The sequence below is a fragment of the Kitasatospora sp. NPDC059747 genome (assembly GCF_042732955.1).
Classification (GTDB): Bacteria; Actinomycetota; Actinomycetes; order Streptomycetales; family Streptomycetaceae; genus Kitasatospora.
In genome coordinates this window covers 32,331-54,714 of record NZ_JBHWGV010000059.1, presented here as the reverse complement: position 1 = coordinate 54,714, position 22,384 = coordinate 32,331, and the positions used below count along the sequence as shown (strand labels likewise).

Here is a 22,384-nt window from a genome sequence, read left to right as displayed (position 1 = left end):
GTGGGGGGGGGGGGGGGGGGGGCCCCCGCCCCCCCCCCCCGCGGCGGGGGGGGGGGGGGGGCGCGCCCCCCCCCGGCCTGTCCTGCGGAGCGGAGGCTCAGCTGTTGGTGGGGAAGCCGAGGTTGATGCCGCCGTGCGACGGGTCGAGCCAGCGCTGGGTGACGGCCTTGCCCCGGGTGAAGAACTGGACGCCGTCCGCGCCGTACGCGTGGGTGTCGCCGAACAGGGAGGCCTTCCAGCCGCCGAAGGAGTAGTAGGCGACCGGGACCGGGATCGGCACGTTGATCCCGACCATGCCGACCTCGACCTCGTACTGGAAGCGCCGGGCCGCGCCGCCGTCGTTGGTGAAGATGGCAGTGCCGTTGCCGTAGGGGTTGGCGTTGATCAGGGCGACGCCCTCCTCGTAGGAGGAGACGCGGACGACGGAGAGGATCGGGCCGAAGATCTCGTCGTTGTAGACGGACATGCCGGGCTGCACGCGGTCGAACAGCGTGGGGCCGAGCCAGAAGCCGTCCGCCGTCGGGGCGCCGTTCTCGTCCTCGGCGGTGATCGGGTGCTTCCGGCCGTCCACGGTGAGCTCGGCGCCGTCGGCCAGGCCGGACTCGACGTAGGAGGTGACCTTGTCCCGGTGGACGCCGGTGACCAGCGGGCCCATCTCGGAGTCGCCGTTGCAGCCGGGGCCGACCTTCAGCCCGGCCATCCGCTGCTTGATCTTGTCGACCAGCTCGTCGCCGACCGGGTCGACCGCGACCAGCACGGACACGGCCATGCAGCGCTCGCCGGCCGCGCCGAAGCCGGCGTTGACGGCCGCGTCGGCGGCGAGGTCGAGGTCGGCGTCCGGCAGCACCAGCATGTGGTTCTTGGCTCCGCCGAGGGCCTGCACGCGCTTGCCGTAGCGGGTGCCGGTCTCGTAGACGTAGCGGGCGATGGGGGTGGAGCCGACGAAGCTGACGGACTTGACGTCCGGGTGCTCCAGCAGGCGGTCGACGGCCACCTTGTCGCCGTGCACGACGTTGAAGACGCCGTCCGGCAGCCCGGCCTCCTTCCACAGCCCGGCGAGGAAGTTCGCGGCGGACGGGTCCTTCTCGGAGGGCTTCACCACCACGGTGTTGCCGGCCGCGATGGCGAGCGGGAAGAACCACATCGGCACCATGGCCGGGAAGTTGAACGGCGAGATGATCGCGACCGGGCCGAGCGGCTGGCGGATCGAGTAGACGTCGATGCCGGTGGACGCCTGCTCCGTGTAGCCGCCCTTGAGCAGCTGCGGGATGCCGCACGCGTACTCGACGACCTCCAGGCCGCGGGCGATCTCGCCGAGCGCGTCGGAGTGGACCTTGCCGTGCTCGGACACGATGATCCGGGCCAGCTCGTCGCGGCGGGCGTTGAGCAGCTCGCGGAAGGCGAAGAGCACCGTGGTGCGCTTGGCGATCGAGGCGGTGCGCCAGTCGGCGAAGGCCGAGGCCGCGGCGGCCACGGCCTGGTCGACCTCGGCGATCCCGGCGAAGTCGACCTGGCCGGTGACCTGGCCGGTGGCCGGGTCGAAGAGGTCGCCGCGGCGGGGGGCCGCGCCGGCGGTGGCGACGGGCTCGCCGCCGATCCAGTGGGTGATGTGCTTGCTCAAGGTCCGTCTGCCTCCGAAGTCCCGGGCGGCATCCTGCCGCCGGTCCCTTGTCTGGCGCCGCCCGCGAGTGGGCCGGGCGACGGGAATCACGGGGCTACCGCGCTCGTCACCCAGTCTGGTCGCCACCGGGCCCGGCCTCAACGAACAGGCTGACGGGGATCCGGGATTCAGCCTTACAGGTCGTCCGGTCGCTCGGCCGGACGGGGGAACCCGGCCCGGCGCACCGGACGGGGGGCCGGTGTGCCGGGCCGCTCAGCCCTCGTCGTCGGGCAGGTCGTCCAGATCCGCCGTGTCGACCAGCTCCGGGTCCTCCAGGTACGGGTCGTGCAGCCCGTCCGCCGCCTCCTGCGTCTCCAGCAGGTCCAGCCGCAGGTCCTGCGCCCACTCCAGCGCCCACCGCTTCAGCCCGGCCACCGCGTCCGCGGCGAAGCCCCGGGCGCGGAACCGGCCGTCCGCCGCCTCGGCCAGCGTCTCCAGCCGCTCGGCGAGCGCCGTCGGCTGGAAGTCGTTGTCCAACGCGCTTGCCAGCGCCACGAGTTCACCGGTCCGGTAGTTGGCGGTGAGCGCGTGGACGTCGATCAGGTCGCGCGGCATGCCCCGGTCGACGAGCAGCGCGGTGGTCAGCGCCGCCGCGTCCTCCAGGGCCACGACCGGCAGGACCACCGGCGCCGGCGGCGCCGCGGACGCGCCGGATTCCCCCGCCGCGCCGGGCCCGAGCACGAGCCGCACCGCCCGGTGCGCGAGCGGCTCCTTGCGCAGCTCGACCGAGTGGGTCCGCCCGCCGAGCCCGAGCCGGACGGCGAGCTGTTCGAGCCGCGGCGTGCCGGGCCGCTCGGTGGCCTCGCCGCCCGCCGCGCGGTAGGCGACGGCGAGCACGGCGGCCACCTCCGGCAGCCCGGCGTCGCCCCGCTCCGCGCCGCCGGCCACCAGGGTGAGCCCGTCCTGGTCGCAGGCCGCCACGCCGTGGGCGCGCAGCGCGTGGCCGCCGGCCAGCGCGAGCCCGTACCGGTCGCACAGGGGCGCGGCCAGTTCGGCGAGCCGCAGCTGGGCCGGGCCCGGTCGGAGGACGGGGTCGAGCGCGTCCGGGGCGGTGGTCACGCCTCCAGTCTGCCGCGACCACCCCTCCCCCGCGCCGCCCCCGCCGGGGCGGGGGGGGGGGGGGGCCCCCCCCCCCGCCGCGCCCGCCACCCCCCCCCCCCCCCCCCCGGCGGGGGGGGGGGGGGCGGCCGGGCAGCACCCGTCACCAGTCGCTGAGGTCCGCGGCGGCCTCGTGGAGGGCCAGCTCCAGCAGCACCGGGTCGTTGAGCCGTCCGGACCCGTCGGGCGGGACCAGCCAGCGCACCCCCCGGCTGCTGCGCTCGGGGTGCGGGACGACGATCCAGGTGCCCTCCCCCGCGCACCGCACGCCGGTGCCGACCCAGCGGGCGGCGGTGCCGACAGGAACGAGGAAGCTGACGTGCTCGTCCCCGAAGTCGGCGAGGGCCGGCCCGCAGAAGCCGCCGTCGAGGATGTCCAGGGCCGGGCGCCCGAGCCTGGCCGGGACGGACAGGACGTCCCAGCGGCGGCCGGCGGGCAGCAGCATCAGGCCCAGCCCGGTGCGTTCCCACTGCGTCCGGAAGCCCTCCGGGTCGGGTGCCGCCTGGGCGAGCCAGTGCAGTCCGGTGCTCTCCATGTCTGTCCCCGCTTCGTGCCGCTCGTACCGTTCAGGGCGCGGCGGGGATGCCGAGACCCGCCGCCACCAAGGAGAGGTGGACGGCGGGTCTCTCTTACACCGACTCGGACGGAAAACCGTGGATGCCGGGGTCAGCTGTCGAAACCGAGCCCCAATCGGTCCAACGTGCGCAGCCACAGGTTGCGGTGTCCGCCGTTGCGGTCGGCGCGCTGCAGCGAGCGGGTGGTGATCTCGATGCCGGCCCAGCGGACCGGCTCGGGCGGGAACGGCAGCGGCTTGCGGCGCACCATCTCCAGCGAGGTGCGCTCGGTGCGCTCGCCCGCGAGCAGGTCGAGCATCACCTCGGCGCCGAAGCGGGTGGCCCCGACGCCGAGCCCGGTGTAGCCGGCCGCGTAGGCGACCCGGCCGCCGTACGCGGTGTCGAAGAACGCCGAGAACCGGCTGCAGGTGTCGATGGCGCCGCCCCACGCGTTCGTGAAGCGCAGGCCCTCCAGCTGCGGGAAGCAGCGGAAGAAGTTGTGCGCCAGGGTCCGGAAGGTCTCCGGCCGCTGGTCGTACTCGTGCCGGACGTGTCCGCCGTAGTGGTAGACCGCGTCGTAGCCGCCCCACAGGATGCGGTTGTCGGCGGTGAGCCGGAAGTAGTGGAACTTGTTGGCGCTGTCGCTGAGCCCCTGCCGCCCGCTCCAGCCGATCGCGGCGAGTTGCTCCGCGCTGAGCGGCTCGGTCATGAGCGCGTAGTCGTACACCGGGACGACGTACGGACGCACGCGCCTGACCAGCGACGGGAACGCGTTGGTACCGAGGGCGACCCGGCGCGCGAACACCCGGCCGTACGGGGTGCGGACGGCCGTGCCGCTGCCGTACTCGCGCAGGTCGGTGGCCCGGGTGTGCTCGAAGATCCGCACGCCCTGGCCGAGGCAGGCCTCCTTGAGGCCCCACGCGAGCTTGGCGGGGTGGACCATGGCCACGCCCTCGCGGTCCCAGAGCCCGCCGAGGAAGGTCGGCGAGTCCACCTCGGCGCGCAGCGCGTCGGCGTCGAGGACGGTGAGGTCGAGGCCGTGCGCGCGCACAGCCTCGGCGATCTCGTGCAGTTCCTCGACCTGGTGGGGCTGGGTGGCGATGTCGATCTCGCCGGTGCGCTCCCACTCGGCGTCGATGCCGTAGCGCTTGAGGGTGTCCTCGATGCCGTCGAGGTTGGCGGCGCCGAGGCGTTCCAGCTGCGCGAGCTCGGCGGGCCAGCGCTGCAGGCCGTTGCCGAAGCCGTGGGTGAGGCTGGCCGCGCAGAACCCGCCGTTGCGCCCGGACGCGGCCCACCCGACCTCCTGCCCCTCGACCAGGACGACGTCCAGCGAGGGGTCGCGCTCCTTGGCGATGAGCGCGGTCCACAGGCCGGAGTAGCCGCCGCCGACGACCAGGAGGTCGCAGACGGTGTCGCCGACCAGGGCGGGCTGCGCCGCGGGCCGGCCCGGGTCCTCCAGCCAGAAGGGAGTGGGCCTGGCGTCACTGAGTGCGCGGGCGGAGTCCATGCATTATCAGCCACTTTCCACGGATAGGTGATGGTTTGACGGGCCACCGCGGTCCGAATCTACGTCAGGCGGTGGCCCTTGCCGCGTCAGGCGGCGGCCTTGCGGCGGTTGCCGAGCCACTGCCCGCCGACGGTCAGCGCGACGGCGGCGATGAACATCGCGGTGCCGATGACGTTCACCTGCACCGGGATGCCGCGCTGCGAGGCGCCCCAGACGAACATCGGGAAGGTGACCGTGGTCGGGCCCGAGTTGAACTGGGTGATGATGAAGTCGTCGAAGGAGAGCGCGAAGCTGAGCAGCGCGCCCGCCGCGATGCCGGGGGCGGCCAGCGGCAGCGTGACCCGGAGGAAGGTCTGGACGGGGGTCGCGTAGAGGTCCTGGGCAGCCTGTTCGAGCCGCGGGTCCATGCTCATCACGCGCGCCTTGACCGCCGTCACCACGAAGCTGAGGCAGAACATGATGTGCGCGATGAGGATCGTGGTGAAGCCGAACGGGATGCGCATGTTGAGGAAGAGCGTGCCGAGCGAGGCGGCCATGACGACCTCGGGCATGGCCATCGGCAGGAAGATCATCGCCGTGGTGGCGGCGCGGCCGCGGAAGCGATGGCGGGCCAGGGCGAAGGCGACCATGGTGCCGAGGACGGTCGCACCGATGGTGGCGAGCACCGCGATCCGCAGGCTCAGCGAGAGCGACTGGCACATGTCGGCCACGCCGCAGGGGTTGGTCCAGGCGTCGGTGGAGAACTCGTTCCACTCGTAGTTGAACTTGCCCACCGGCTTGTTGAACGAGAACGCGAGCACCACGAGGTTCGGCAGCACCAGGTAGGCGAGCGCCGCCAGCCCGGCCAGCACGACCAGGTGGGCGCGGATCCACTTGAAGATGCGGGACATCAGACCAGCTCCTCCGTCCCGGCCTTGCGCATGTAGACCGTCACCATGACCAGGATCAGCGCCATCAGGATGAAGCTCAGCGCGGCGGCCGTCGGGTAGTCGAGCACGTTCAGGAACTGCTTCTGGATGCCGTTGCCGACCATCTGCTCGCTCGGCGAGCCCAGCAGCTGAGCGTTGATGTAGTCGCCGGACGCCGGGATGAAGGTGAGCAGCGTGCCCGCGACGACACCCGGCAGCGAGATCGGGAAGGTCACCTTGCGGAAGGTGGTGAACGGCCGGGCGTACAGGTCGCCGGCGGCCTCGTGCAGGCGCGGGTCGATCCGCTCCAGCGAGGTGTACAGCGGGAGGATCATGAACGGCAGGAAGTTGTAGGTCAGGCCGCAGACCACGGCGAGCGGCGTGGCCAGCACCCGGTCGCCGGAGGTGAGCCCGAGCGCGTTGGTGACGTCCAGGACGTGCAGCGTGTTCAGCGCGCCGACGACCGGGCCGCCGTCGGACAGGATCGTCTTCCAGGCGAGCGTGCGGATCAGGAAGCTGGTGAAGAACGGCGCGATCACCAGGATCAGGATGACGTTGCGCCACCGCCGGCTCGCCTTGAACGCGATCGTGTAGGCGAGCGGGTAGCCGATGGCCAGGCAGAGCACGGTGGCGACGGCGGCGTAGGAGAACGACCGGACGAAGTGCCACTTGTACTCGACCAGGGCGTCCCAGTACGTCGAGACGTGCCAGGTGACCTTGAAGCCCGCTTCGAGCGAACCGGTCTGCAGCGAGGTGGACGCCTGGTACAGCATCGGCACGGCGAAGAAGACGACCAGCCAGGCGATGCCGGGCAGCAGCAGCCAGTACGGGGTGAGCTTGCGCTTCGGCTTCGGTCCGGGTTCCTTCAGCGGGATCGCGGCGGCCGGGGTGGTGGCGGTCACGCGGCCTCCTCCGCGGTGCCCGCGTCGATCGCCTGCGCGGCGTCCAGGGCGAAGGAGTGGGCCGGGTTCCAGTGCAGGACGACGGGGGCGCCGGGCACGATCCGGGCGTCGCGCTCCATGTTCTGCTCGAAGACCGTCACCTCCTGGCCGCCGTCGGTGCGCACGACGTACTGGGTGGAGACGCCGATGAAGCTGGAGTCGAGGACGGTGCCGGCCAGCCGGTTGCGGCCGTCGGCGACCTCGGCCGAGCCGTGCTCGATGGTGATCTTCTCGGGCCGGACGCCGAGGTGGACCTGCCGGGAGCCGGTGGAGCAGCGCGCCTTCGGCACGGCGAGCCGGGCGCCGGCCACGGTGAGCAGCAGGTCGCCGCCCTCGTCGCCGGTCACCTCGGCGGGCAGCAGGTTGGACTGCCCGAGGAAGTTGGCCACGAAGGTGGTGGCGGGGTTCTCGTACAGGTCGGCGGGGGCGCCGAGTTGTTCGACCCGGCCGCCGTTCATCACCGCGATGGTGTCGGCCATCGTCATGGCCTCCTCCTGGTCGTGGGTGACGTGGACGAAGGTGATGCCGACCTCGGTCTGGATCCGCTTGAGCTCCAGCTGCATCTGGCGGCGGAGCTTGAGGTCGAGGGCGCCGAGCGGCTCGTCGAGGAGCAGCACCTGCGGGTGGTTGATCAGGGCGCGGGCGACGGCGACGCGCTGCTGCTGCCCGCCGGAGAGCTGGTGCGGCTTGCGCCGCGCGTACGGGCCGAGTTCGACGAGTTCGAGCATCTCCTCGACCTGCTTCTTCACGTCCTTCTTCCCGCGCCGCCGCAGGCCGAAGGCGACGTTCTCGAAGATGTCGAGGTGCGGGAAGAGCGCGTAGCTCTGGAAGACCGTGTTGACCGGCCGCTTGTACGGGGGCAGGGCGGTGACGTCCTGGCCGCCGATCAGGACGGTGCCGCCGGTGGGCTCCTCCAGCCCGGCGATCATGCGCAGGGTGGTGGTCTTGCCGCAGCCGGAGGCGCCGAGCAGGGCGAAGAAGGAGCCCTGGGGCACGGTCAGGTCGAGCGGGTGGACGGCGGTGAAGGAGCCGTAGGTCTTGCCGATGCCGGTGAGGCGGACGTCGCCGCCGGCCGCGTCGCGCTGCTGGTCTGTCATCTGGGGTGTCTTCCTGGTTTCTGCGGTCTCGGCCGGGGGCTGGTCAGGCACCGATGAGCTTGGAGAACTTCTCCTCGAAGTCGCTCTCCTCGCCCTCGGTGAGGGTGCGGAACACGTGCGCCTTCGTCGCCATCTCGGGGGTGGGGACGACCAGCGGGTTGGCCGCGGTGTCCGGGGCGAGCGTGGCGAGCTCGTCCTTCATCCCGGTGACGGCCGAGACGTAGCCGATGCCCGCGACCAGCTGCGCCGCGATCTTGGGCTGATAGTAGAAGTCGATCAGCTTCTCCGCGTTCGCCTTGTGCCGCGCCCTGGCCGGGACCAGCAGGTTGTCGGTCGAGGCGACGTAGCCCTTCTCGGGGATGACGAACTCGATGTCCGGGTTGTCGGCGCGCAGTTGGATCAGGTCGCCGCCCCACGCGACGCACGCGGCGATGTCGCCGGAGGAGAGCTCCTGGCCGTAGTCGTTGCCGGTGAAGCGGCGGATCTGCTTGTCGTCGACGCCCTTCTGCAGCCGGGCGATCGCGGCGCCGTAGTCGTCGGCGGTGAACTTCGCCGGGTCCTTGCCCATGTCGAGCAGGACCATCCCGATCGTGTCGCGCATCTCGGACAGGAAGGTCACCCGGCCCTTGAGCTCGGGGTCGTCGAGCAGCTGGGAGACGCTCGTGACCTCCTTCCCCTTGGTGGCCTTCTTGTTGTAGGCGACGACGACCTGGATGCCGGCCCACGGGTAGGTGTAGAGCCGCCCCGGGTCCCAGTCGGGGGCGCGGAAGCGCGCCTCGACGTTGGTGATGGCGGTGGTGACGTTGGCCGGGTCCAGCTTCTGCGCCCAGCCGAGCCGGATCAGCCGGCCGCACATCCAGTCGGTGAGCACCACCAGGTCGCGGCCGGTGTCCTGGCCGGACGCCAGCTGCGGCTTGATCTTGCCGAAGAACTCGACGTTGTCGTTGACGTCCTCGGTGTACTTGACCGTGATCCCGGTGGCCGCGGTGAAGGCGTCCAGGGTGCCGTGCTTCTGCTTGTCCTTCTCGTCGGTGTCCACGTAGAGCGGCCAGTTGGAGAACACGACCTCCTTCTCGCCGGCCGAGTGGTCCTCGGCCGCGTTGGCGCTCGAATCGCCGCTCACCCGGGGAGCGGCCGGGATGCCGCAGGCGGCCAGGGTGCCGGCCCCGGCGGTCAGCGCGGCGGCGCGCAGCAGAGTGCGGCGGCCGATCGCGGCCCTGCCGCTGGTCAGGCTGCGTTCCCAGGCCCTTCGGACCGGTTCGGGCAGACCGTCGGTGAGCTCGTTGAACGCCATGGAACGGGCCTCCTGGGGGAAGTCGGGGGTGTGGGGGCACCCGCCGGCCGGGGGTCATCTGTCGCCGAAGACGGTGCGGTGCCAGTCCTTGCGGGCCACCGCGGTGGTGTCGAACATGACGTGCTTGACCTGCGTGTACTCGTCCAGCGAGTACTGGGACATGTCCTTGCCGTAGCCGGAGGCCTTGTAGCCGCCGTGCGGCATCTCGCTGATGATCGGGATGTGGTCGTTGACCCACACGCACCCGGCGGCGATCTCCCGGGTGGCGCGCAGCGAGCGGTGGACGTTGGTGGTCCAGGCGGAGGCGGCCAGGCCGTAGGGGGTGTCGTTGGCCAGCCGCAGGCCCTCGTCGTCGGTGTCGAAGGGCAGCACGACGAGCACCGGGCCGAAGACCTCGCCCTGCACGATCTCGCTGTCCTGGGCGGCGTCCGTGACGAGGGTGGGCGGGTAGTAGGCGCCGCGGGCGAGGTCGGTGCCGTCGTGGCCCTTCACGGGGAGCCGGCCGCCGGTGACGACGGTGGCGTACGCGCGGGCGCGCTCGACGAAGCCGGCCACGCGGTCCCGGTGGGTGTACGAGACCAGCGGGCCGAGGTCCGTGCGGGGGTCCAGCGGGTTGCCGACGCGCACGGCGGCGTACAGCTCGGCCACGCCGGCCACGAACGCGTCGTACAGGGGGCGCTGGACGTACGCGCGGGTGGCGGCGGTGCAGTCCTGGCCGCCGTTGATCAGCGACGCGGCGACCGCGCCGTGCACGGCGGCGTCGAGGTCGGCGTCGTCGAAGACCACGAACGGGGCCTTGCCGCCGAGTTCGAGGTGGGTGCGCTTGACGCCCGCGACGGCGAGTTCGGCGACCCTGCGCCCGACCGCGGTGGAGCCGGTGAAGGACACCATCGCGACGTCCGGGTGGGAGACGAGGTGCTCGCCGGCCGTGCGCCCGGCACCGGTGACGACGTTGACGACGCCGTCGGGAATGCCGGCCTCGGTGCACGCCTTCGCGAACATCAGCGAGGTCAGCGGCGTCAGCTCGGCCGGCTTGAGCACGATCGTGTTGCCGGCCGCGATCGCCGGGAGGACCTTCCAGGCGGCCATCTGCAGCGGGTAGTTCCACGGCGAGATCGAGCCGACCACGCCGACCGGCTCGCGCCGCACGTAGGAGGTGTGGTCGCCGGAGTACTCGCCGGCCGCCTTGCCCTCCAGGTTGCGGGCGGCCCCGGCGAAGAAGGCGGCGTTGTCGATGGTGCCGGGCACGTCGAACTCGGTGGCCAGCCGGACGGGCTTGCCGGTCTGCGCGGTCTCCACCCGGGCGAGGTCGTCGCCGGCCCGGGTGAGGACGGCGGCCAGCCGGTTCAGCGCCTCGGCGCGGGCGCCGGGGGTCGCGGCGGCCCAGCCGGGCAGCGCGGCCCGGGCGGCGGCCACGGCCGCGTCGACCTCCGCGGTGGTGGCCAGGGCGACCTGTTCGACCACGCTGCCGTCCGCGGGGTTGACGACCTGGAAAGGCCCGCCGCTCCCCCGGCTCTGCCGGCCGGCGATGTACTGCGCGCCGGCGCCGAAGTCGGTCAGGTCCATCTGGTTCCTCCAAGTGCCGGTTCCGGCAGTGCGACGTTCCCCGGGCAGGGGATTCCACTGCCTCTTTCCTGCTGACGCGACGGATTCCGGTGTCCGGATCTTCGCCACAGCCGACCCGCTGACCATGCCCGCTGCCGCGACGGCGTGACAAGGGTCACTCCGACAGTCTCGACACGAAGGGCCTTACAACCTGCAAGGTGCCGAACAGCCCAACAGTTCGTCGTGAGCAGGATGATTTACCTGACACTGTGGATCCCCTAGGAGCTCTGGAGGCCCTCGCGATGCTCCCCACCGTCGCCCGCGTGCTCGACCTGGAGGTGATGCGGCGCGGCCTGCCCCAGGTCGTCGCCGGCGCCGACCACCTGGAGCGGCCGGTCCGCTGGGTCCACGTCAGCGAGCTGCCCGACGTCGCCGGGATGCTGCGCGGCGGCGAGCTGGTCCTCACCACCGGCATCGCGCTGCCCGAGGACCGCGACGGACTCGCCCGCTACGTCCGCGAGCTGGCCGACGTCGGCGTCGCCGGGCTGGTCATCGAGTTCGGCCGGCGCTACTTCGACACGCTCCCCCGCGCCCTGGTGCACGCCGCCGAACAGCGCGGCCTGCCGCTGATCGCACTGCGCCGCGAACTGCGCTTCGTCGCCGTCACCGAGGCCGTTCACGCCCTGGTCGTCAACGCCCAGCTCGACCAGCTGCGCGCCTCCGAGGCCGTCCACCAGGTGTTCAACGAGCTGGTCGTCGAGGGCGCCGAACCCCCCGAGGTCATCCGCCAGGTGGCCCGGATCGCCGGCGCACCCGTCGTCCTGGAGAACCTCGCCCACCAGGTGCTCGCACACGACGCCGCCGGCCGCCCCGAGGCCGAACTGCTGGAGGACTGGGAGCGCCGCTCGCGCGGGGTGCGCCCGCCCGGCCGCACCGGCCACGACCCGCGCAGCGGCTGGCTGGTGACCACGGTCGGCGCGCGCGGCCAGGACTGGGGCCGGCTCGTGCTCGTCCAGGAGCCCGGCGCACTGCCCGCCGGCGAGGCGCACCCGCACGCCATGCTGCTGGAGCGCGGCGCCTCCGCCCTCGCGCTCAACCGGCTCGTGGTGCGCGACCGGGAGAGCCTGGAGCGGCAGACCCACCGCACCCTGCTGTCCGGCATCCTCACCCACGCGCTCACCGTCTCCGAGGCCGCCCTGCGCGCCCAGGCGCTCGGCGTCCCGCTGGAGGGCCGCCGGCTGGTCGGCGTCGTGCTGCGGCAGCGGCGCGGGCCGATCCCGGCCGCCCTGGAGGCGCAGGCCCGGCTGCGCGACTTCACCGAGCTGGCCGCCGGCGCCGTCCGGGCCTGCCGGCTGTCGGCCCTGGTCGGCGCGCTGGACGACGAGGGCGTCGGCGTCCTGATCGCCCTCGGCACGCAGCAGGACGAGCACGCCGCGCTGGACGCCTTCTCGGCCGCGCTGCGCCGGATGGCGGCGGAGGCCGCGCGCGACGCCGGCCCCGGGCCGGAACCGGTGGTCGCGGTCGGCTCCTCGGTCGGCTCGGTCCGCGACGCCCGGCGCACCCTCCTGGAGGCCACCCAGGTCGCCGACGCGGCCCTGCACGACGCGCCCGGCGCCCGGACGTCGTCCTACTACCGGCTGCCCGACGTGCGCCTGCGCGGCCTCCTGCACCTCCTGCGCGACGACGCCCGCCTGCAGACCTACGTCGAGCGGGAGCTGGGCCCGCTGCTCGCCCACGACGCCGAGCACAACGGCCAGTTGGTGCGGATGCTGCGGATCTACCTGGAGCGGGGCCGGAACAAGTCCGCCGCGGCCGACGCCGCGCACCTGTCCCGGCCGTCCTTCTACGACCGGCTGCACAAGGTCGAGCGGATCCTCGGCGTCGACCTCGACCAGGTGGAGTCCTGCCTCTCCCTGCACGTGGCGCTGCTCGCCCTCGACGCCGTCCGCCGGTGAACCTCAGACCCCGGTGATGCGCCCCCAGACCTTGTGCAGCGCGGGCCGCTCGGCCGAGGTCACGTCGCGCATGGTGCGCAGCCGGGCGCGCATCTCGTCGGTGGGGAAGACCAGCGGGTTCTCCGCCAGCTCGGCCTTGTCCTTGTCACCGCTCGCCGCGAGGACCTCGCGCGCGGCCGGCACCGGGCAGATGTACTGGACGGCGGCGGCGAGCTGCGCGGCGACCTCGGGCTGGTAGTAGTAGTCGATCAGCAGCTCGGCGTTGCGCTTGTGCTCCGCCCGGTTGGGGATCATCAGGCTCTCCGCCCACAGCTCGGCGCCCTCCTCCGGCACGAGGAACGCGATGTCCGGGTTCTCGGCGGTGAGCTGGACGGCGTCGCCGGAGTACGCCTGGCAGGCGAGCGCGGCGCCGGAGGCGAGGTCGCCGGTGTAGTCGTTGCCGGTGAAGCGGCGGACGTGGCCGTTGTCGACCATCTTCTGCACGAGGTCCATCGCGCGGTGCGCGTCGTCGTCGGTGAACCGGGAGACGTCGGCGCCCTGGGAGAGCATGAGCAGCCCGAGCGCCTCGTCCAGCCCGGCGAACAGCGTCACCCGGCCCTTGAGGTCGGGCGCCCACAGGTCCGCCGTCGACCCGAGCTCGCGGCCTATCGCCTTGCGGTTGTACGCGATGCCGGTGATCCCGGACTGCCAGGGCACGCTGCGCCGGCGCCCGGGGTCGAAGGCCGGCCGGGCGAGCTGCGGGTCCAGGTTGGCCGTGACGTTGGGCAGGTTGGCCCGGTCCATGGCCTGCACCCAGCCGAGCGAGACGTACCGCCCGGCCATCCAGTCGCTGATCACCATGAGGTCCCGGCCCGGGTCGGCGCCCTCGGTGAGCACCGGGCTGATCTTGCCGAAGAACTCGTCGTTGTCGTTGATGTCCTCGGTGTAGGTGACCGCGATCCCGGTCTTCTCGGTGAAGGCGTCGAGCGTCGGCCGCCGGCCCCGGTCGTCGACGTCGATGTACTGCGTCCAGTTGGAGAACGCCATCCGCCGGTCGGTCTCCGAGCGGTCCGGCGCCGAGCGGCGGTCCTCGGCCACGTACGCGGACGGGATCCCGCAGCCGCTCAGCGCGCCGGCACCGAGCAGCGCGGCCCCGCCGCCGAGCACCGAACGTCGGCGCAGCGCACGGGGGTTCAACGGACGTCGGGACGTGGTGGTGCTGGGCATGGTGGGGCCTCCGGAGCGTGGGACGGCCCCGGGCGCACCGAGGCACCCGGGGCCGTCCGATTCGTTACGTCAGACAGTGTGCGCGTCGGCGAGCGACAGCACCTCGTCGAGCACCGCGAGGCCGGTCTTGGCCTCCTCCTCCGTGACGGTGCACGGGGGGACGACGTGGAAGCGGTTCATGTTGACGAACGGCCAGAGCCCGCGCTGCTTGCAGGCGGCGGCCAGTTCGCCCATCGGCGCGTTGGCGGCGCCGGCGGCGTTGTAGGGCACCAGCGGCTCGCGGGTCTCGCGGTTCTTGACCAGGTCCAGCGCCCAGAACACGCCGAGGCCGCGCACCTCGCCGATCGAGGGGTGCCGATCGGCCAGCTCGCGCAGGCCGGGGCCGAGCACGGTCTCGCCGATGTGCTTGGCGTGCTCGACGATGCGCTCCTCGGCCATCGCGTTGATGGTCGCGACGGCGGAGGCGCAGGCCAGCGGGTGGCCGGAGTACGTGAGCCCGCCGGGGAAGGGCCGCTCGTCGAAGTCGGCGGCGATCGCGGCGCTGATCGCCACGCCGCCGAGCGGCACGTAGCCGGAGTTGACGCCCTTGGCGAAGGTCAGCAGGTCCGGGGTGACGCCCCAGTGGTCGGCGGCGAACCACTCGCCGGTGCGGCCGAAGCCCGCCATCACCTCGTCGAGGATGAACACGATCCCGTAGCGGTCGCAGATCTCCCGCACCCCGGCGAGGTAGCCCGGCGGCGGGATCAGGATGCCCGCGGTGCCGACCACGGTCTCCAGGATGACGGCCGCGACCGTGCCCGGCCCCTCGAACGCGATCACCTGCTCCAGGTGCTCCAGCGCGCGCTCGCACTCCTGCGCCTCGTTCTCGGCGTGGAAGTTGGAGCGGTAGGCGTACGGGCCCCAGAAGTGCACCACGCCGGAGACGCCGGTGTCGTTGGCCCAGCGGCGCGGGTCGCCGGTGAGGGCGATCGCGTTGGCGGTGGCGCCGTGGTACGAGCGGTAGGTGGAGAGCACCTTCTGCCGGCCGGTGTGCAGCCGGGCCAGCCGGATGGCGTTCTCGTTGGCCTCGGCGCCGCCGTTGGTGAAGAAGATCTTGTCCAGGTCGCCGGGGGTGCGCTCGGCGATCAGCCGGGCGGCCTCGCTGCGCGGCTCGACCGCGAAGCCGGGCGCGAGCGTGCAGAGCTTCGCCGCCTGCTCCTGGATCGCGGCGACCACCTTCGGGTGCTGGTGCCCGATGTTGGTGTTCACCAACTGCGAGGAGAAGTCGAGGTAGCGGTTCCCCTCGTAGTCCCAGAAGTACGAGCCCTCGGCGCCGGCCACCGCGAGGGGGTCGATCAGCGCCTGGGCGGACCACGAGTGGAAGACGTGCGCGCGGTCGGCGGCCTTGACGGCCTGGCCTGCGGCTGAGTCAGCGGTGGGGATGCTCATGCGGCAAGGCTAGGGAGTCCGGTGCCCGAAGTGCAGTTTCATCTTGTCAGTCGGTCACGCGAACGGCCGACAGGGTGCAAAGACACAGGGCCCGGGTCGAATCGACCCGGGCCTCATGTCAGTTCATACCAACGATCAGATGGCAGTCATGACGTGCTTCACCCGGGTGTAGTCCTCGAAGCCGTAGGCCGAGAGGTCCTTGCCGTAGCCGGACTTCTTGAAGCCGCCGTGCGGCATCTCGGCGACCAGCGGGATGTGGGTGTTGATCCACACGCAGCCGAAGTCCAGGCGGCGCGACATCCGCATGGCGCGGGCGTGGTCCTTGGTCCACACCGAGGAGGCCAGCGCGAACTCGACGCCGTTGGCGTACTCGACGGCCTGGTCCTCGTCGGTGAACCGCTGCACGGTGATGACCGGGCCGAAGACCTCGTTCTGGATGATCTCGTCGTCCTGCTTGAGGCCGGAGACGACGGTCGGGGCGTAGAAGTAGCCCTGCTCGCCGACCCGGTGGCCACCGGTCTCGACCTTGGCGTGGGCGGGCAGCCGCTCGATGAAGCCGGCCACCTGCTTCAGCTGGTTGGCGTTGTTCAGCGGGCCGTACAGCACGTCCTCGTCGTCCACGCCGCCGGTCTTGGTCTCGGCCGCGGCCTTCGCCAGCGCCTCGACGAAGGCGTCGTGGATCGAGTCGTGCACCAGCACGCGGGTGGCCGCGGTGCAGTCCTGGCCGGCGTTGAAGAAGCCCGCCACCGAGATGCCCTCGACGGCCTCGGCGATGTCGGCGTCCTCGAACACCACGACCGGGGCCTTGCCGCCCAGCTCCAGGTGCACGCGCTTGACGTCCTTGGAGGCCGACTCCGCGACCTGGATGCCGGCCCGGACCGAACCGGTGATGGAGGCCATCGCCGGGGTGCGGTGCTCGACCATCAGCTTGCCGGTCTCGCGGTCGCCGCAGATGACGTTGAAGACGCCGGCCGGCAGCTCCAGGTCCTTGAGGATGCCGCCGATGATCTCGGCCAGCAGCACGGTGGAGGCCGGGGTGGTGTCCGAGGGCTTCAGCACGACGGCGTTGCCCGCGGCGATCGCCGGGGCGAACTTCCAGACGGCCATCATCATCGGGTAGTTCCACGGCGCGACCTGGGCACAGACGCCGACCGGCTCGCGGCGGATGATCGAGGTCATCCCGTCCATGTACTCACCGGCGGCCTTGCCCTCCAGCAGGCGCGCGGCGCCGGCGAAGAAGCGGATCTGGTCCACCATCGGGCCGATCTCCTCGGAGAGGGTCAGCGCGCGGGGCTTGCCGGTGTTGCGCACCTCGGCGTCGACGATCTCGTCGGCGCGCGCCTCGACGGCGTCGGCGATCTTCAGGAGCAGCTTCTGGCGGGTGCTCGGGGTGGCGTCGCGCCAGACCGGGAAGGCGGCGGCGGCCGAGGCCATCGCGGCGTCGACGTCCGCTGCACCGGACAGCGGGGACGTCGCGTAGACCTCGCCGGTCGTCGGGTCGACGATGTCGAGCGTGCGGCCGTCGGCCGCGTCGACGAACTCACCGTTGATGTAGTTGCGCAGCGTGCGAAGGTCGCTCACGGGGTCTCTCCTCGGTCTGGTCCTGCGGCGTTGCAGAGTCCGGCGCCATGGTACGTCCGCGGCCGCGGCGTACGAAGGGTGCCGAGTGGCCGGGCCCGGACGGCCGCGGTCCACTGGTGGGGGAACGCGCGCTGCGCTGCGTCGCCGCGCGCGTACCGTGCCAGGGTAGCCGGAACACGGAGGGGATCGACAGCCCCGACGCACTCGGACGATGAAATCCGTACGCGATTTCTGAGATCGCGACGAAATCAGCAGTTTCCACGGTTGCGAACACGGGAACGATCAGGCACAGTTGCGGCGTGGCCAACCGCGACCGGAACGCCAGCGTTCCCCTCGACGCCGCCTCCAAGGCGATCATCGAGCAGCTCCAGGAGGACGGGCGCCGCCCGTACGCCGCCATCGGCAAGGCCGTCGGCCTGTCCGAGGCGGCCGTGCGCCAGCGCGTCCAGAAGCTGCTCGACCAGGGCGTGATGCAGATCGTCGCCGTCACCGACCCGCTCACCGTCGGCTTCACCCGCCAGGCGATGGTCGGGATCCGGGTCGAGGGCGACATCGAACCCGTCGCCGACGCGCTGGCCGCCCTCGACGAGGTCGACTACGTCGTCTGCACCGCCGGCTCGTTCGACCTCCTGGCCGAACTGGTCTGCGAGGACGACGAGCACCTGCTCGAAATGATCAACAAGCGCATCCGCGCGCTTCCCGGCGTGCGGAGCACCGAGAGTTTCGTTTACCTGAAGCTCCGGAAACAGACCTACACCTGGGGCACCCGATGACAGCCGACCCGGCCCAGAAGGACCTTTCCAAGACCGCCTACGACCACCTGTGGATGCACTTCACCCGCATGTCGTCGTACGAGAACTCCCCCGTACCGACCATCGTCAAGGGCGAGGGCACGTACATCTGGGACGACAAGGGCCGGAAGTACATCGACGGCCTGGCCGGCCTGTTCGTCGTGCAGGCCGGTCACGGCCGCACCGAGCTCGCCGAGGTGGCCGCCAAGCAGGCCAAGGAGCTCGCGTTCTTCCCGATCTGGAGCTACGCGCACCCCAAGGCCGTCGAACTGGCCGAGCGCCTCGCCAACTACGCCCCGGGCGACCTGAACAAGGTCTTCTTCTCCACCGGCGGCGGCGAGGCCGTCGAGACCGCCTGGAAGCTCGCCAAGCAGTACTTCAAGCTGATCGGCAAGCCGACCAAGTACAAGGTCATCTCCCGCGCGATCGCCTACCACGGCACCCCCCAGGGCGCCCTGTCGATCACCGGCCTGCCGGGCCTGAAGGCCCCGTTCGAGCCGCTGGTGCCGGGCACCCACAAGGCCCCGAACACCAACATCTACCGCGCCCCGCACTACCTGGAGGGCCCCGACGGCACCGTCGACCCCGAGGCGTACGGCCGCTGGTGCGCCGACCAGGTCGAGGAGGCCATCCTCTTCGAGGGCGCCGACACCGTCGCCGCCGTGTTCGTCGAGCCGGTGCAGAACGCCGGCGGCTGCTTCCCGCCGCCGCCCGGCTACTTCCAGCGCCTGCGCGAGATCTGCGACCGCCACGACGTGCTGCTGGTCTCGGACGAGGTCATCTGCGCCTTCGGCCGCCTCGGCACCATGTTCGGCGCCGACAAGTTCGGCTACGTGCCGGACATGATCACCTGCGCCAAGGGCATGACCTCGGGCTACTCCCCGATCGGCGCGACGATCATCTCCGACCGCATCGCCGAGCCGTTCTACAAGGGCGACAACACCTTCCTGCACGGCTACACCTTCGCCGGTCACCCGGTGTCGTCCGCCGTCGCGCTGGCCAACCTCGACATCTTCGAGCGCGAGGGCCTGAACCAGCACGTGCTCGACAACGAGTCGCGCTTCCTGGGCACCCTGAGCAAGCTGCGCGACCTGCCGATCGTCGGCGACGTCCGCGGCAACGGGTACTTCTACGGCATCGAGCTCGTCAAGGACAAGGTCACCAAGGAGTCCTTCAACGACGAGGAGACCGAGCGCGTGCTCTACGGCTTCCTGTCGAAGGCGCTCTTCGACAACGGCCTGTACTGCCGCGCCGACGACCGCGGCGACCCGGTCGTCCAGCTGGCCCCGCCGCTGATCTCCGACCAGTCGACCTTCGACGAGATCGAGCAGATCCTGCGGACCAGCCTCACCGACGCGTGGGCGAAGCTCTGATCAGCTGATCCTCTTTCCCACCCTCCGCCGAAGGGCGGCCCCGCTCCCGCGGGGCCGCCCTTCGGTGCGTTCCGGTGCCGATCCGGTCGTTTCCGGTCGGCGTTCGCACCCAAACATGCCTGATTGCGGGTGATATGCCCGCGATGGCCCAGTGCGCCGCAACCGCGCGGGGTCCCCGTCGTTCTAATCTGACGACTGTCATATCCCTGCGGCCATCCAGGATGGAACCTCATGTCAGCGGCACCGCCTGACAACGACGTGCTGTGGGCCCGGGGGATCGTCAAGTCCCATCACGGCACCCCCGCCCTGCGCGGCATCTCGATCGGCGTCCGCGAGGGCGAGGTCCTCGCCGTCACCGGACCCCGCGGCTCCGGCAAGAGCACCCTGCTCGGCTGCCTCTCCGCCCAACTCCCGGTCGACCAGGGCGAGGTCTGGTTCAACAGCGCCCCCGTGCACACCCTCACCCGGGCCGGCCGCGAACGGCTGCGCCGCGACCGCTTCGGCTTCGTCGGCTCCGAACCCCACCTGGTGCCCGAACTGACCGCCCGGGAGAACGTCGCCCTGCCGCTCCTGCTCGCCGGCGCCGGCAACAAGGCCGCCTACACCGCCGCCTCCGAGTGGCTGGAGCGCCTCGACGTCGGCGACATCGCCCGCCACCGCCCCGACCGGCTGCTGCAGAGCCAGCGCCAGCGGATCGCCGTCGCCCGCGCGCTCGCCCCGCTGCCGCCCGTCGTCTTCGCCGACGACCCCACCGCGCCGCTCCACCGCGAGGCCGCCGACCAGGTCCTGCGGATACTGACCAGCGCGGCCCGCTCCCACCAGCTCACCCTCGTCCTGGCCACGCACGACCCGGAGCTCGTCCGGTTCGCGGACCGCGCCGTCGCCCTCGTCGACGGACGGCTCACCGCCCCCGCCGCCCCCGTCCCGCGCGGCCCCGCCGCACCGGGCACCACCGGCGCCTCGGCCGTCTCGGCCACCCGCCGCTGACGACGAGCCGCTGAAAGAGTCGACGTGTTCTATCTCCGCCTGGCCCGGGGCTACCGGGTGCCCGACCTCGGCCGCTGGCTGCTCACCGCCCTCGCCTCCGCGGTGGTCGCCGCCTTCCTGCTGCGCGCCCTCGGCCGGGCGATGAGCGACCGGCCCGGCGACGCCGACGCGCTCGTGCGGCTGCTGTGGTGCCTGCCCCCGCTGGCCGCCGTGGCCTGGTTCGCCGCCGTCGCCGCCCGCGCCGTCCCCGCCCAGCGGCCCGAACGGATCACCGGCCTCACCGCCGCCGGGGCCGGCTCCGGCCGGATCCGCGGCCTGATCGCCGGCGAGGTCGCCCTCGCCTGCACCCTCGGCAGCGTGCTCACCCTGCTCGTCTTCCTGGTCCTGCGCAACGACATCGCCGGGCCCTCGCTCGCCCCCGACCTCGGCATGGGCGTGCCGCTGCCGGCCGCCGCCCCGCTCACCCTGCTCGCGCTCGTGCCGATCACCGCCGGCATCGCCGCGGCCTGCGCGGTGCCCTTCGCCGAGACCCTGCCCGGCGGCCGCCGCACCACCCCCACCGGCTTCGGGCCGCTGCGGGTCGCCGTGCCGATCGGCCTGGCCGTGGTCGGCCTCGCCCTCGAACTGATCGCCCTGCGGCCCGGCGCCCCCGCCGACGGCCGCCCGGTCCACCTGCCCGCCGGACTCGGCAGCACCAGCGTCGCCGCGCTCGGCGGCTGGGCCGCGAGCGCCCTCGGCCTCGCCCTGATCACCGGCCCGCTGCTCGGCTGGACCGGTCGCCTGCTCGCCCTCGGCCGGCCCACCCCGCTGCGCCTGCTGGCCGGGCGCGGACTCACCGCACAGGCCCGCCGCCTCGGCGCGCCGCTGGCCGTGCTCACCCTCGTCGTCGCGATGGTGCTCACCACCATCCGCTACTGGATCGGCACCCCCGGCAGCGCCGACGCCCTGCCCGCCGTCGAGGCCTGCCTGGTCCTCGGCTGCGCGGCCGCGGCCGTCGCCGCCCGCCTCGCCGAGGTCCGCACCGACCGCCGGGACGTCACCGACGCGCTGCTGCGCCTCGGCACCTCGCCCCGGCTGCTGTTCGGCGCGGTCGCCCTGCGCACACTGGCCGTCGGCACGGCCCTGCTGGTCACCGGCGGGGCGACGGCCGCACTGGCCGCCGCCGGACTCCGCTAGTCCCCGGTCCCGGGCGTCCTCAGCCTGCGGCCGCGAGCTGGCCGCAGGCGCCGTCGATCTCCTGGCCGCGGGTGTCGCGGACGGTCGTCGGCACGCCGTGCGACTGCAGCCGCCGGACGAACTCGCGCTCGTCCTCGGGCCGGGAGGCGGTCCACTTCGAACCCGGCGTCGGGTTCAGCGGGATCAGGTTGACGTGCACCCGGTGGTTCTTGATCAGCCGGCCGAGCAGGTCCGCCCGCCACGCCTGGTCGTTGATGTCCTTGATCAGCGCGTACTCGATGGAGACCCGGCGGCCGGACTTCTCCGCGTAGTTCCACGCCGCGTCCAGCACCTCGGCGACCTTCCACCGGGTGTTCACCGGCACCAGCTCGTCGCGCAGCTCGTCGTCCGGGGCGTGCAGCGACAGCGCGAGGCGGCAGCTGAGGCCCTCGTCGGCGAAGCGGTTCATCGCCGGGACGAGGCCGACGGTGGAGACGGTGATGCCGCGCTGGGACAGGCCGAAGCCGTCCGGCGCCGGGTCGGTCAGCCGGCGGATCGCGGCCAGCACCCGGTTGTAGTTGGCGAGCGGCTCGCCCATCCCCATGAAGACGACGTTGGACAGCCGCGCCTCGCTGCCGGGGCCGCTCCCGTCCTCGGCGGACGAGCCCCCGCGCGCCCCGAACTCGCCGACCCTGAGCGCGCGCATCCCGGCGGCGATCTGCTCGACGATCTCGGCGGTGGACAGGTTGCGGGTCAGACCGGCCTGGCCGGTCGCGCAGAACGGGCAGTTCATGCCGCAGCCGGCCTGCGAGCTGATGCACATGGTCACCCGGTCGGGGTAGCGCATCAGCACCGACTCGACGAGCGTGCCGTCGAACAGCTTCCACAGCGTCTTGCGGGTCGCGTCGTCGTCGCAGGAGACGTGCCGGACCACCGACATCAGCTCGGGCAGCAGGCTCCCGGTCAGCTTCTCCCGGCTGGCGGCGGGGATGTCCGTCCAGCCCGCCGGGTCGTTCGACAGCCGGCCGAAGTAGTGGTTCGACAGCTGCTTGGCGCGGAACGGCTGCTCGCCCAGCTCGGCGACGGCCTCCTTGCGCTCGGCGGGGCTGAGGTCGGCGAGGTGTCGCGGGGGCTTGGCGCCGCGCGGCGCGACAAACGTGAGTTCTCCGGGCTTAGGCATGGTTGTTCCAGTGTCGCAGACGCGCGAGGGGGCGCCCCCGGGCCGCCCGGCGGCGGGACGGCGACGGTGACAACCACTGCCACCACCACACACACAAACACACCCACCGAAAGCACGTCGTGGG

At 72.3% G+C, this 22,384-nt stretch carries 18 protein-coding genes; 5 read left to right on the top strand and 13 right to left on the bottom strand.

The features are described 5' to 3' along the window. Positions 1–97 precede the first annotated feature (97 nt). The 9 genes from ACFV4G_RS24825 to ACFV4G_RS24785 all read right to left on the bottom strand — a co-directional run bounded on the left by ACFV4G_RS24825 (position 98) and on the right by ACFV4G_RS24785 (position 10,625). Complete coding sequence (locus ACFV4G_RS24825) at positions 98–1,621, bottom strand: CoA-acylating methylmalonate-semialdehyde dehydrogenase (RefSeq protein ID WP_380443914.1); 1,524 nt, start codon at positions 1,619–1,621, stop codon at positions 98–100. A 252-nt stretch (positions 1,622–1,873) separates the two neighbouring features. Beyond that, on the bottom strand, positions 1,874–2,719 hold the full coding sequence (locus tag ACFV4G_RS24820) for a hypothetical protein (RefSeq protein ID WP_380443912.1): 846 nt from the start codon (positions 2,717–2,719) through the stop codon (positions 1,874–1,876). Positions 2,720–2,861: 142 nt separating this feature from the next. Then, a complete protein-coding gene (locus tag ACFV4G_RS24815) occupies positions 2,862–3,293 on the bottom strand; it encodes a hypothetical protein (RefSeq protein WP_380443910.1) in 432 nt (143 codons plus the stop codon). A 131-nt stretch (positions 3,294–3,424) separates the two neighbouring features. Continuing rightward, a complete protein-coding gene (locus ACFV4G_RS24810; RefSeq protein WP_380443908.1) occupies positions 3,425–4,819 on the bottom strand; it encodes an NAD(P)/FAD-dependent oxidoreductase in 1,395 nt (464 codons plus the stop codon). A gap of 86 nt (positions 4,820–4,905) precedes the next feature. Then, positions 4,906–5,709 carry an ABC transporter permease gene (locus tag ACFV4G_RS24805; protein ID WP_380443906.1) on the bottom strand — a complete coding sequence of 268 codons (804 nt, stop codon included), beginning with the start codon at positions 5,707–5,709 and terminating at the stop codon, positions 4,906–4,908. Further along, entirely contained in the window at positions 5,709–6,602 is an 894-nt protein-coding gene (locus ACFV4G_RS24800; protein ID WP_380443924.1) for an ABC transporter permease, read from the bottom strand. Before ACFV4G_RS24800 ends, ACFV4G_RS24805 begins: the two co-directional genes overlap by 1 nt. Before the next feature lie 23 nt (positions 6,603–6,625). Then, positions 6,626–7,765 (bottom strand): ABC transporter ATP-binding protein, encoded by a 1,140-nt coding sequence (locus ACFV4G_RS24795; RefSeq protein WP_380443904.1) that lies wholly within the window; start codon positions 7,763–7,765, stop codon positions 6,626–6,628. 43 nt (positions 7,766–7,808) lie between these two features. Then, the gene (locus ACFV4G_RS24790) at positions 7,809–9,059 is read right to left on the bottom strand and encodes a spermidine/putrescine ABC transporter substrate-binding protein (protein ID WP_380443902.1); all 1,251 of its coding nucleotides are present in this window, start codon (positions 9,057–9,059) and stop codon (positions 7,809–7,811) included. A gap of 54 nt (positions 9,060–9,113) precedes the next feature. Continuing rightward, a complete protein-coding gene (locus ACFV4G_RS24785) occupies positions 9,114–10,625 on the bottom strand; it encodes a gamma-aminobutyraldehyde dehydrogenase (RefSeq protein WP_380443900.1) in 1,512 nt (503 codons plus the stop codon). Between the two features lie 281 nt (positions 10,626–10,906). On the opposite strand from ACFV4G_RS24785, the gene ACFV4G_RS24780 reads away from it, so the two are divergent. Further along, entirely contained in the window at positions 10,907–12,559 is a 1,653-nt protein-coding gene (locus tag ACFV4G_RS24780) for a PucR family transcriptional regulator (protein WP_380443898.1), read from the top strand. Positions 12,560–12,562: 3 nt separating this feature from the next. Here the strand turns inward: ACFV4G_RS24780 and ACFV4G_RS24775 are convergent, their stop codons facing one another. From ACFV4G_RS24775 to ACFV4G_RS24765, 3 genes are all read right to left on the bottom strand, one after another. Next, the gene (locus tag ACFV4G_RS24775; protein ID WP_380443896.1) at positions 12,563–13,765 is read right to left on the bottom strand and encodes a spermidine/putrescine ABC transporter substrate-binding protein; all 1,203 of its coding nucleotides are present in this window, start codon (positions 13,763–13,765) and stop codon (positions 12,563–12,565) included. 69 nt (positions 13,766–13,834) lie between these two features. Beyond that, positions 13,835–15,193, bottom strand: a complete 1,359-nt coding sequence (locus tag ACFV4G_RS24770) for an aspartate aminotransferase family protein (RefSeq protein WP_380443894.1) — start codon at positions 15,191–15,193, stop codon at positions 13,835–13,837. A 135-nt stretch (positions 15,194–15,328) separates the two neighbouring features. Continuing rightward, the gene (locus ACFV4G_RS24765) at positions 15,329–16,774 is read right to left on the bottom strand and encodes a gamma-aminobutyraldehyde dehydrogenase (protein WP_380443892.1); all 1,446 of its coding nucleotides are present in this window, start codon (positions 16,772–16,774) and stop codon (positions 15,329–15,331) included. Positions 16,775–17,073: 299 nt separating this feature from the next. Here ACFV4G_RS24765 and ACFV4G_RS24760 point away from each other — a divergent pair, with 299 nt between their 5' ends. The 4 genes from ACFV4G_RS24760 (at position 17,074) to ACFV4G_RS24745 (ending at position 21,101) form a co-directional block, all read left to right on the top strand. After that, on the top strand, positions 17,074–17,547 hold the full coding sequence (locus ACFV4G_RS24760; protein ID WP_030306695.1) for an Lrp/AsnC family transcriptional regulator: 474 nt from the start codon (positions 17,074–17,076) through the stop codon (positions 17,545–17,547). Then, positions 17,544–18,938: an aspartate aminotransferase family protein gene (locus tag ACFV4G_RS24755; protein ID WP_380443890.1), complete on the top strand. Its 1,395-nt coding sequence runs from the start codon at positions 17,544–17,546 to the stop codon at positions 18,936–18,938. Before ACFV4G_RS24760 ends, ACFV4G_RS24755 begins: the two co-directional genes overlap by 4 nt. Before the next feature lie 231 nt (positions 18,939–19,169). Further along, positions 19,170–19,925, top strand: a complete 756-nt coding sequence (locus tag ACFV4G_RS24750; protein ID WP_380443888.1) for an ABC transporter ATP-binding protein — start codon at positions 19,170–19,172, stop codon at positions 19,923–19,925. Between the two features lie 24 nt (positions 19,926–19,949). Next, positions 19,950–21,101 (top strand): hypothetical protein, encoded by a 1,152-nt coding sequence (locus ACFV4G_RS24745; RefSeq protein WP_380443886.1) that lies wholly within the window; start codon positions 19,950–19,952, stop codon positions 21,099–21,101. Between the two features lie 19 nt (positions 21,102–21,120). On the opposite strand, the gene rlmN is transcribed toward ACFV4G_RS24745, so the two are convergent. After that, entirely contained in the window at positions 21,121–22,260 is a 1,140-nt protein-coding gene (gene rlmN, locus ACFV4G_RS24740) for a 23S rRNA (adenine(2503)-C(2))-methyltransferase RlmN (RefSeq protein WP_380443884.1), read from the bottom strand. Positions 22,261–22,384 lie beyond the last annotated feature (124 nt).

What these genes read in the sequence shown, in the direction of transcription:
- ACFV4G_RS24815 (WP_380443910.1), bottom strand. Translation starts at nt 3,293, where the DNA reads ATGGAGAGCACCGGACTGCACTGGCTCGCCCAGGCGGCACCCGACCCG.
- ACFV4G_RS24810 (WP_380443908.1), bottom strand. Translation starts at nt 4,819, where the DNA reads ATGGACTCCGCCCGCGCACTCAGTGACGCCAGGCCCACTCCCTTCTGG.
- ACFV4G_RS24805 (WP_380443906.1), bottom strand. Translation starts at nt 5,709, where the DNA reads ATGTCCCGCATCTTCAAGTGGATCCGCGCCCACCTGGTCGTGCTGGCC.
- ACFV4G_RS24795 (WP_380443904.1), bottom strand. Translation starts at nt 7,765, where the DNA reads ATGACAGACCAGCAGCGCGACGCGGCCGGCGGCGACGTCCGCCTCACC.
- ACFV4G_RS24790 (WP_380443902.1), bottom strand. Translation starts at nt 9,059, where the DNA reads ATGGCGTTCAACGAGCTCACCGACGGTCTGCCCGAACCGGTCCGAAGG.
- ACFV4G_RS24785 (WP_380443900.1), bottom strand. Translation starts at nt 10,625, where the DNA reads ATGGACCTGACCGACTTCGGCGCCGGCGCGCAGTACATCGCCGGCCGG.
- ACFV4G_RS24780 (WP_380443898.1), top strand. Translation starts at nt 10,907, where the DNA reads ATGCTCCCCACCGTCGCCCGCGTGCTCGACCTGGAGGTGATGCGGCGC.
- ACFV4G_RS24775 (WP_380443896.1), bottom strand. Translation starts at nt 13,765, where the DNA reads ATGCCCAGCACCACCACGTCCCGACGTCCGTTGAACCCCCGTGCGCTG.
- ACFV4G_RS24770 (WP_380443894.1), bottom strand. Translation starts at nt 15,193, where the DNA reads ATGAGCATCCCCACCGCTGACTCAGCCGCAGGCCAGGCCGTCAAGGCC.
- ACFV4G_RS24755 (WP_380443890.1), top strand. Translation starts at nt 17,544, where the DNA reads ATGACAGCCGACCCGGCCCAGAAGGACCTTTCCAAGACCGCCTACGAC.
- ACFV4G_RS24750 (WP_380443888.1), top strand. Translation starts at nt 19,170, where the DNA reads ATGTCAGCGGCACCGCCTGACAACGACGTGCTGTGGGCCCGGGGGATC.
- rlmN (WP_380443884.1), bottom strand. Translation starts at nt 22,260, where the DNA reads ATGCCTAAGCCCGGAGAACTCACGTTTGTCGCGCCGCGCGGCGCCAAG.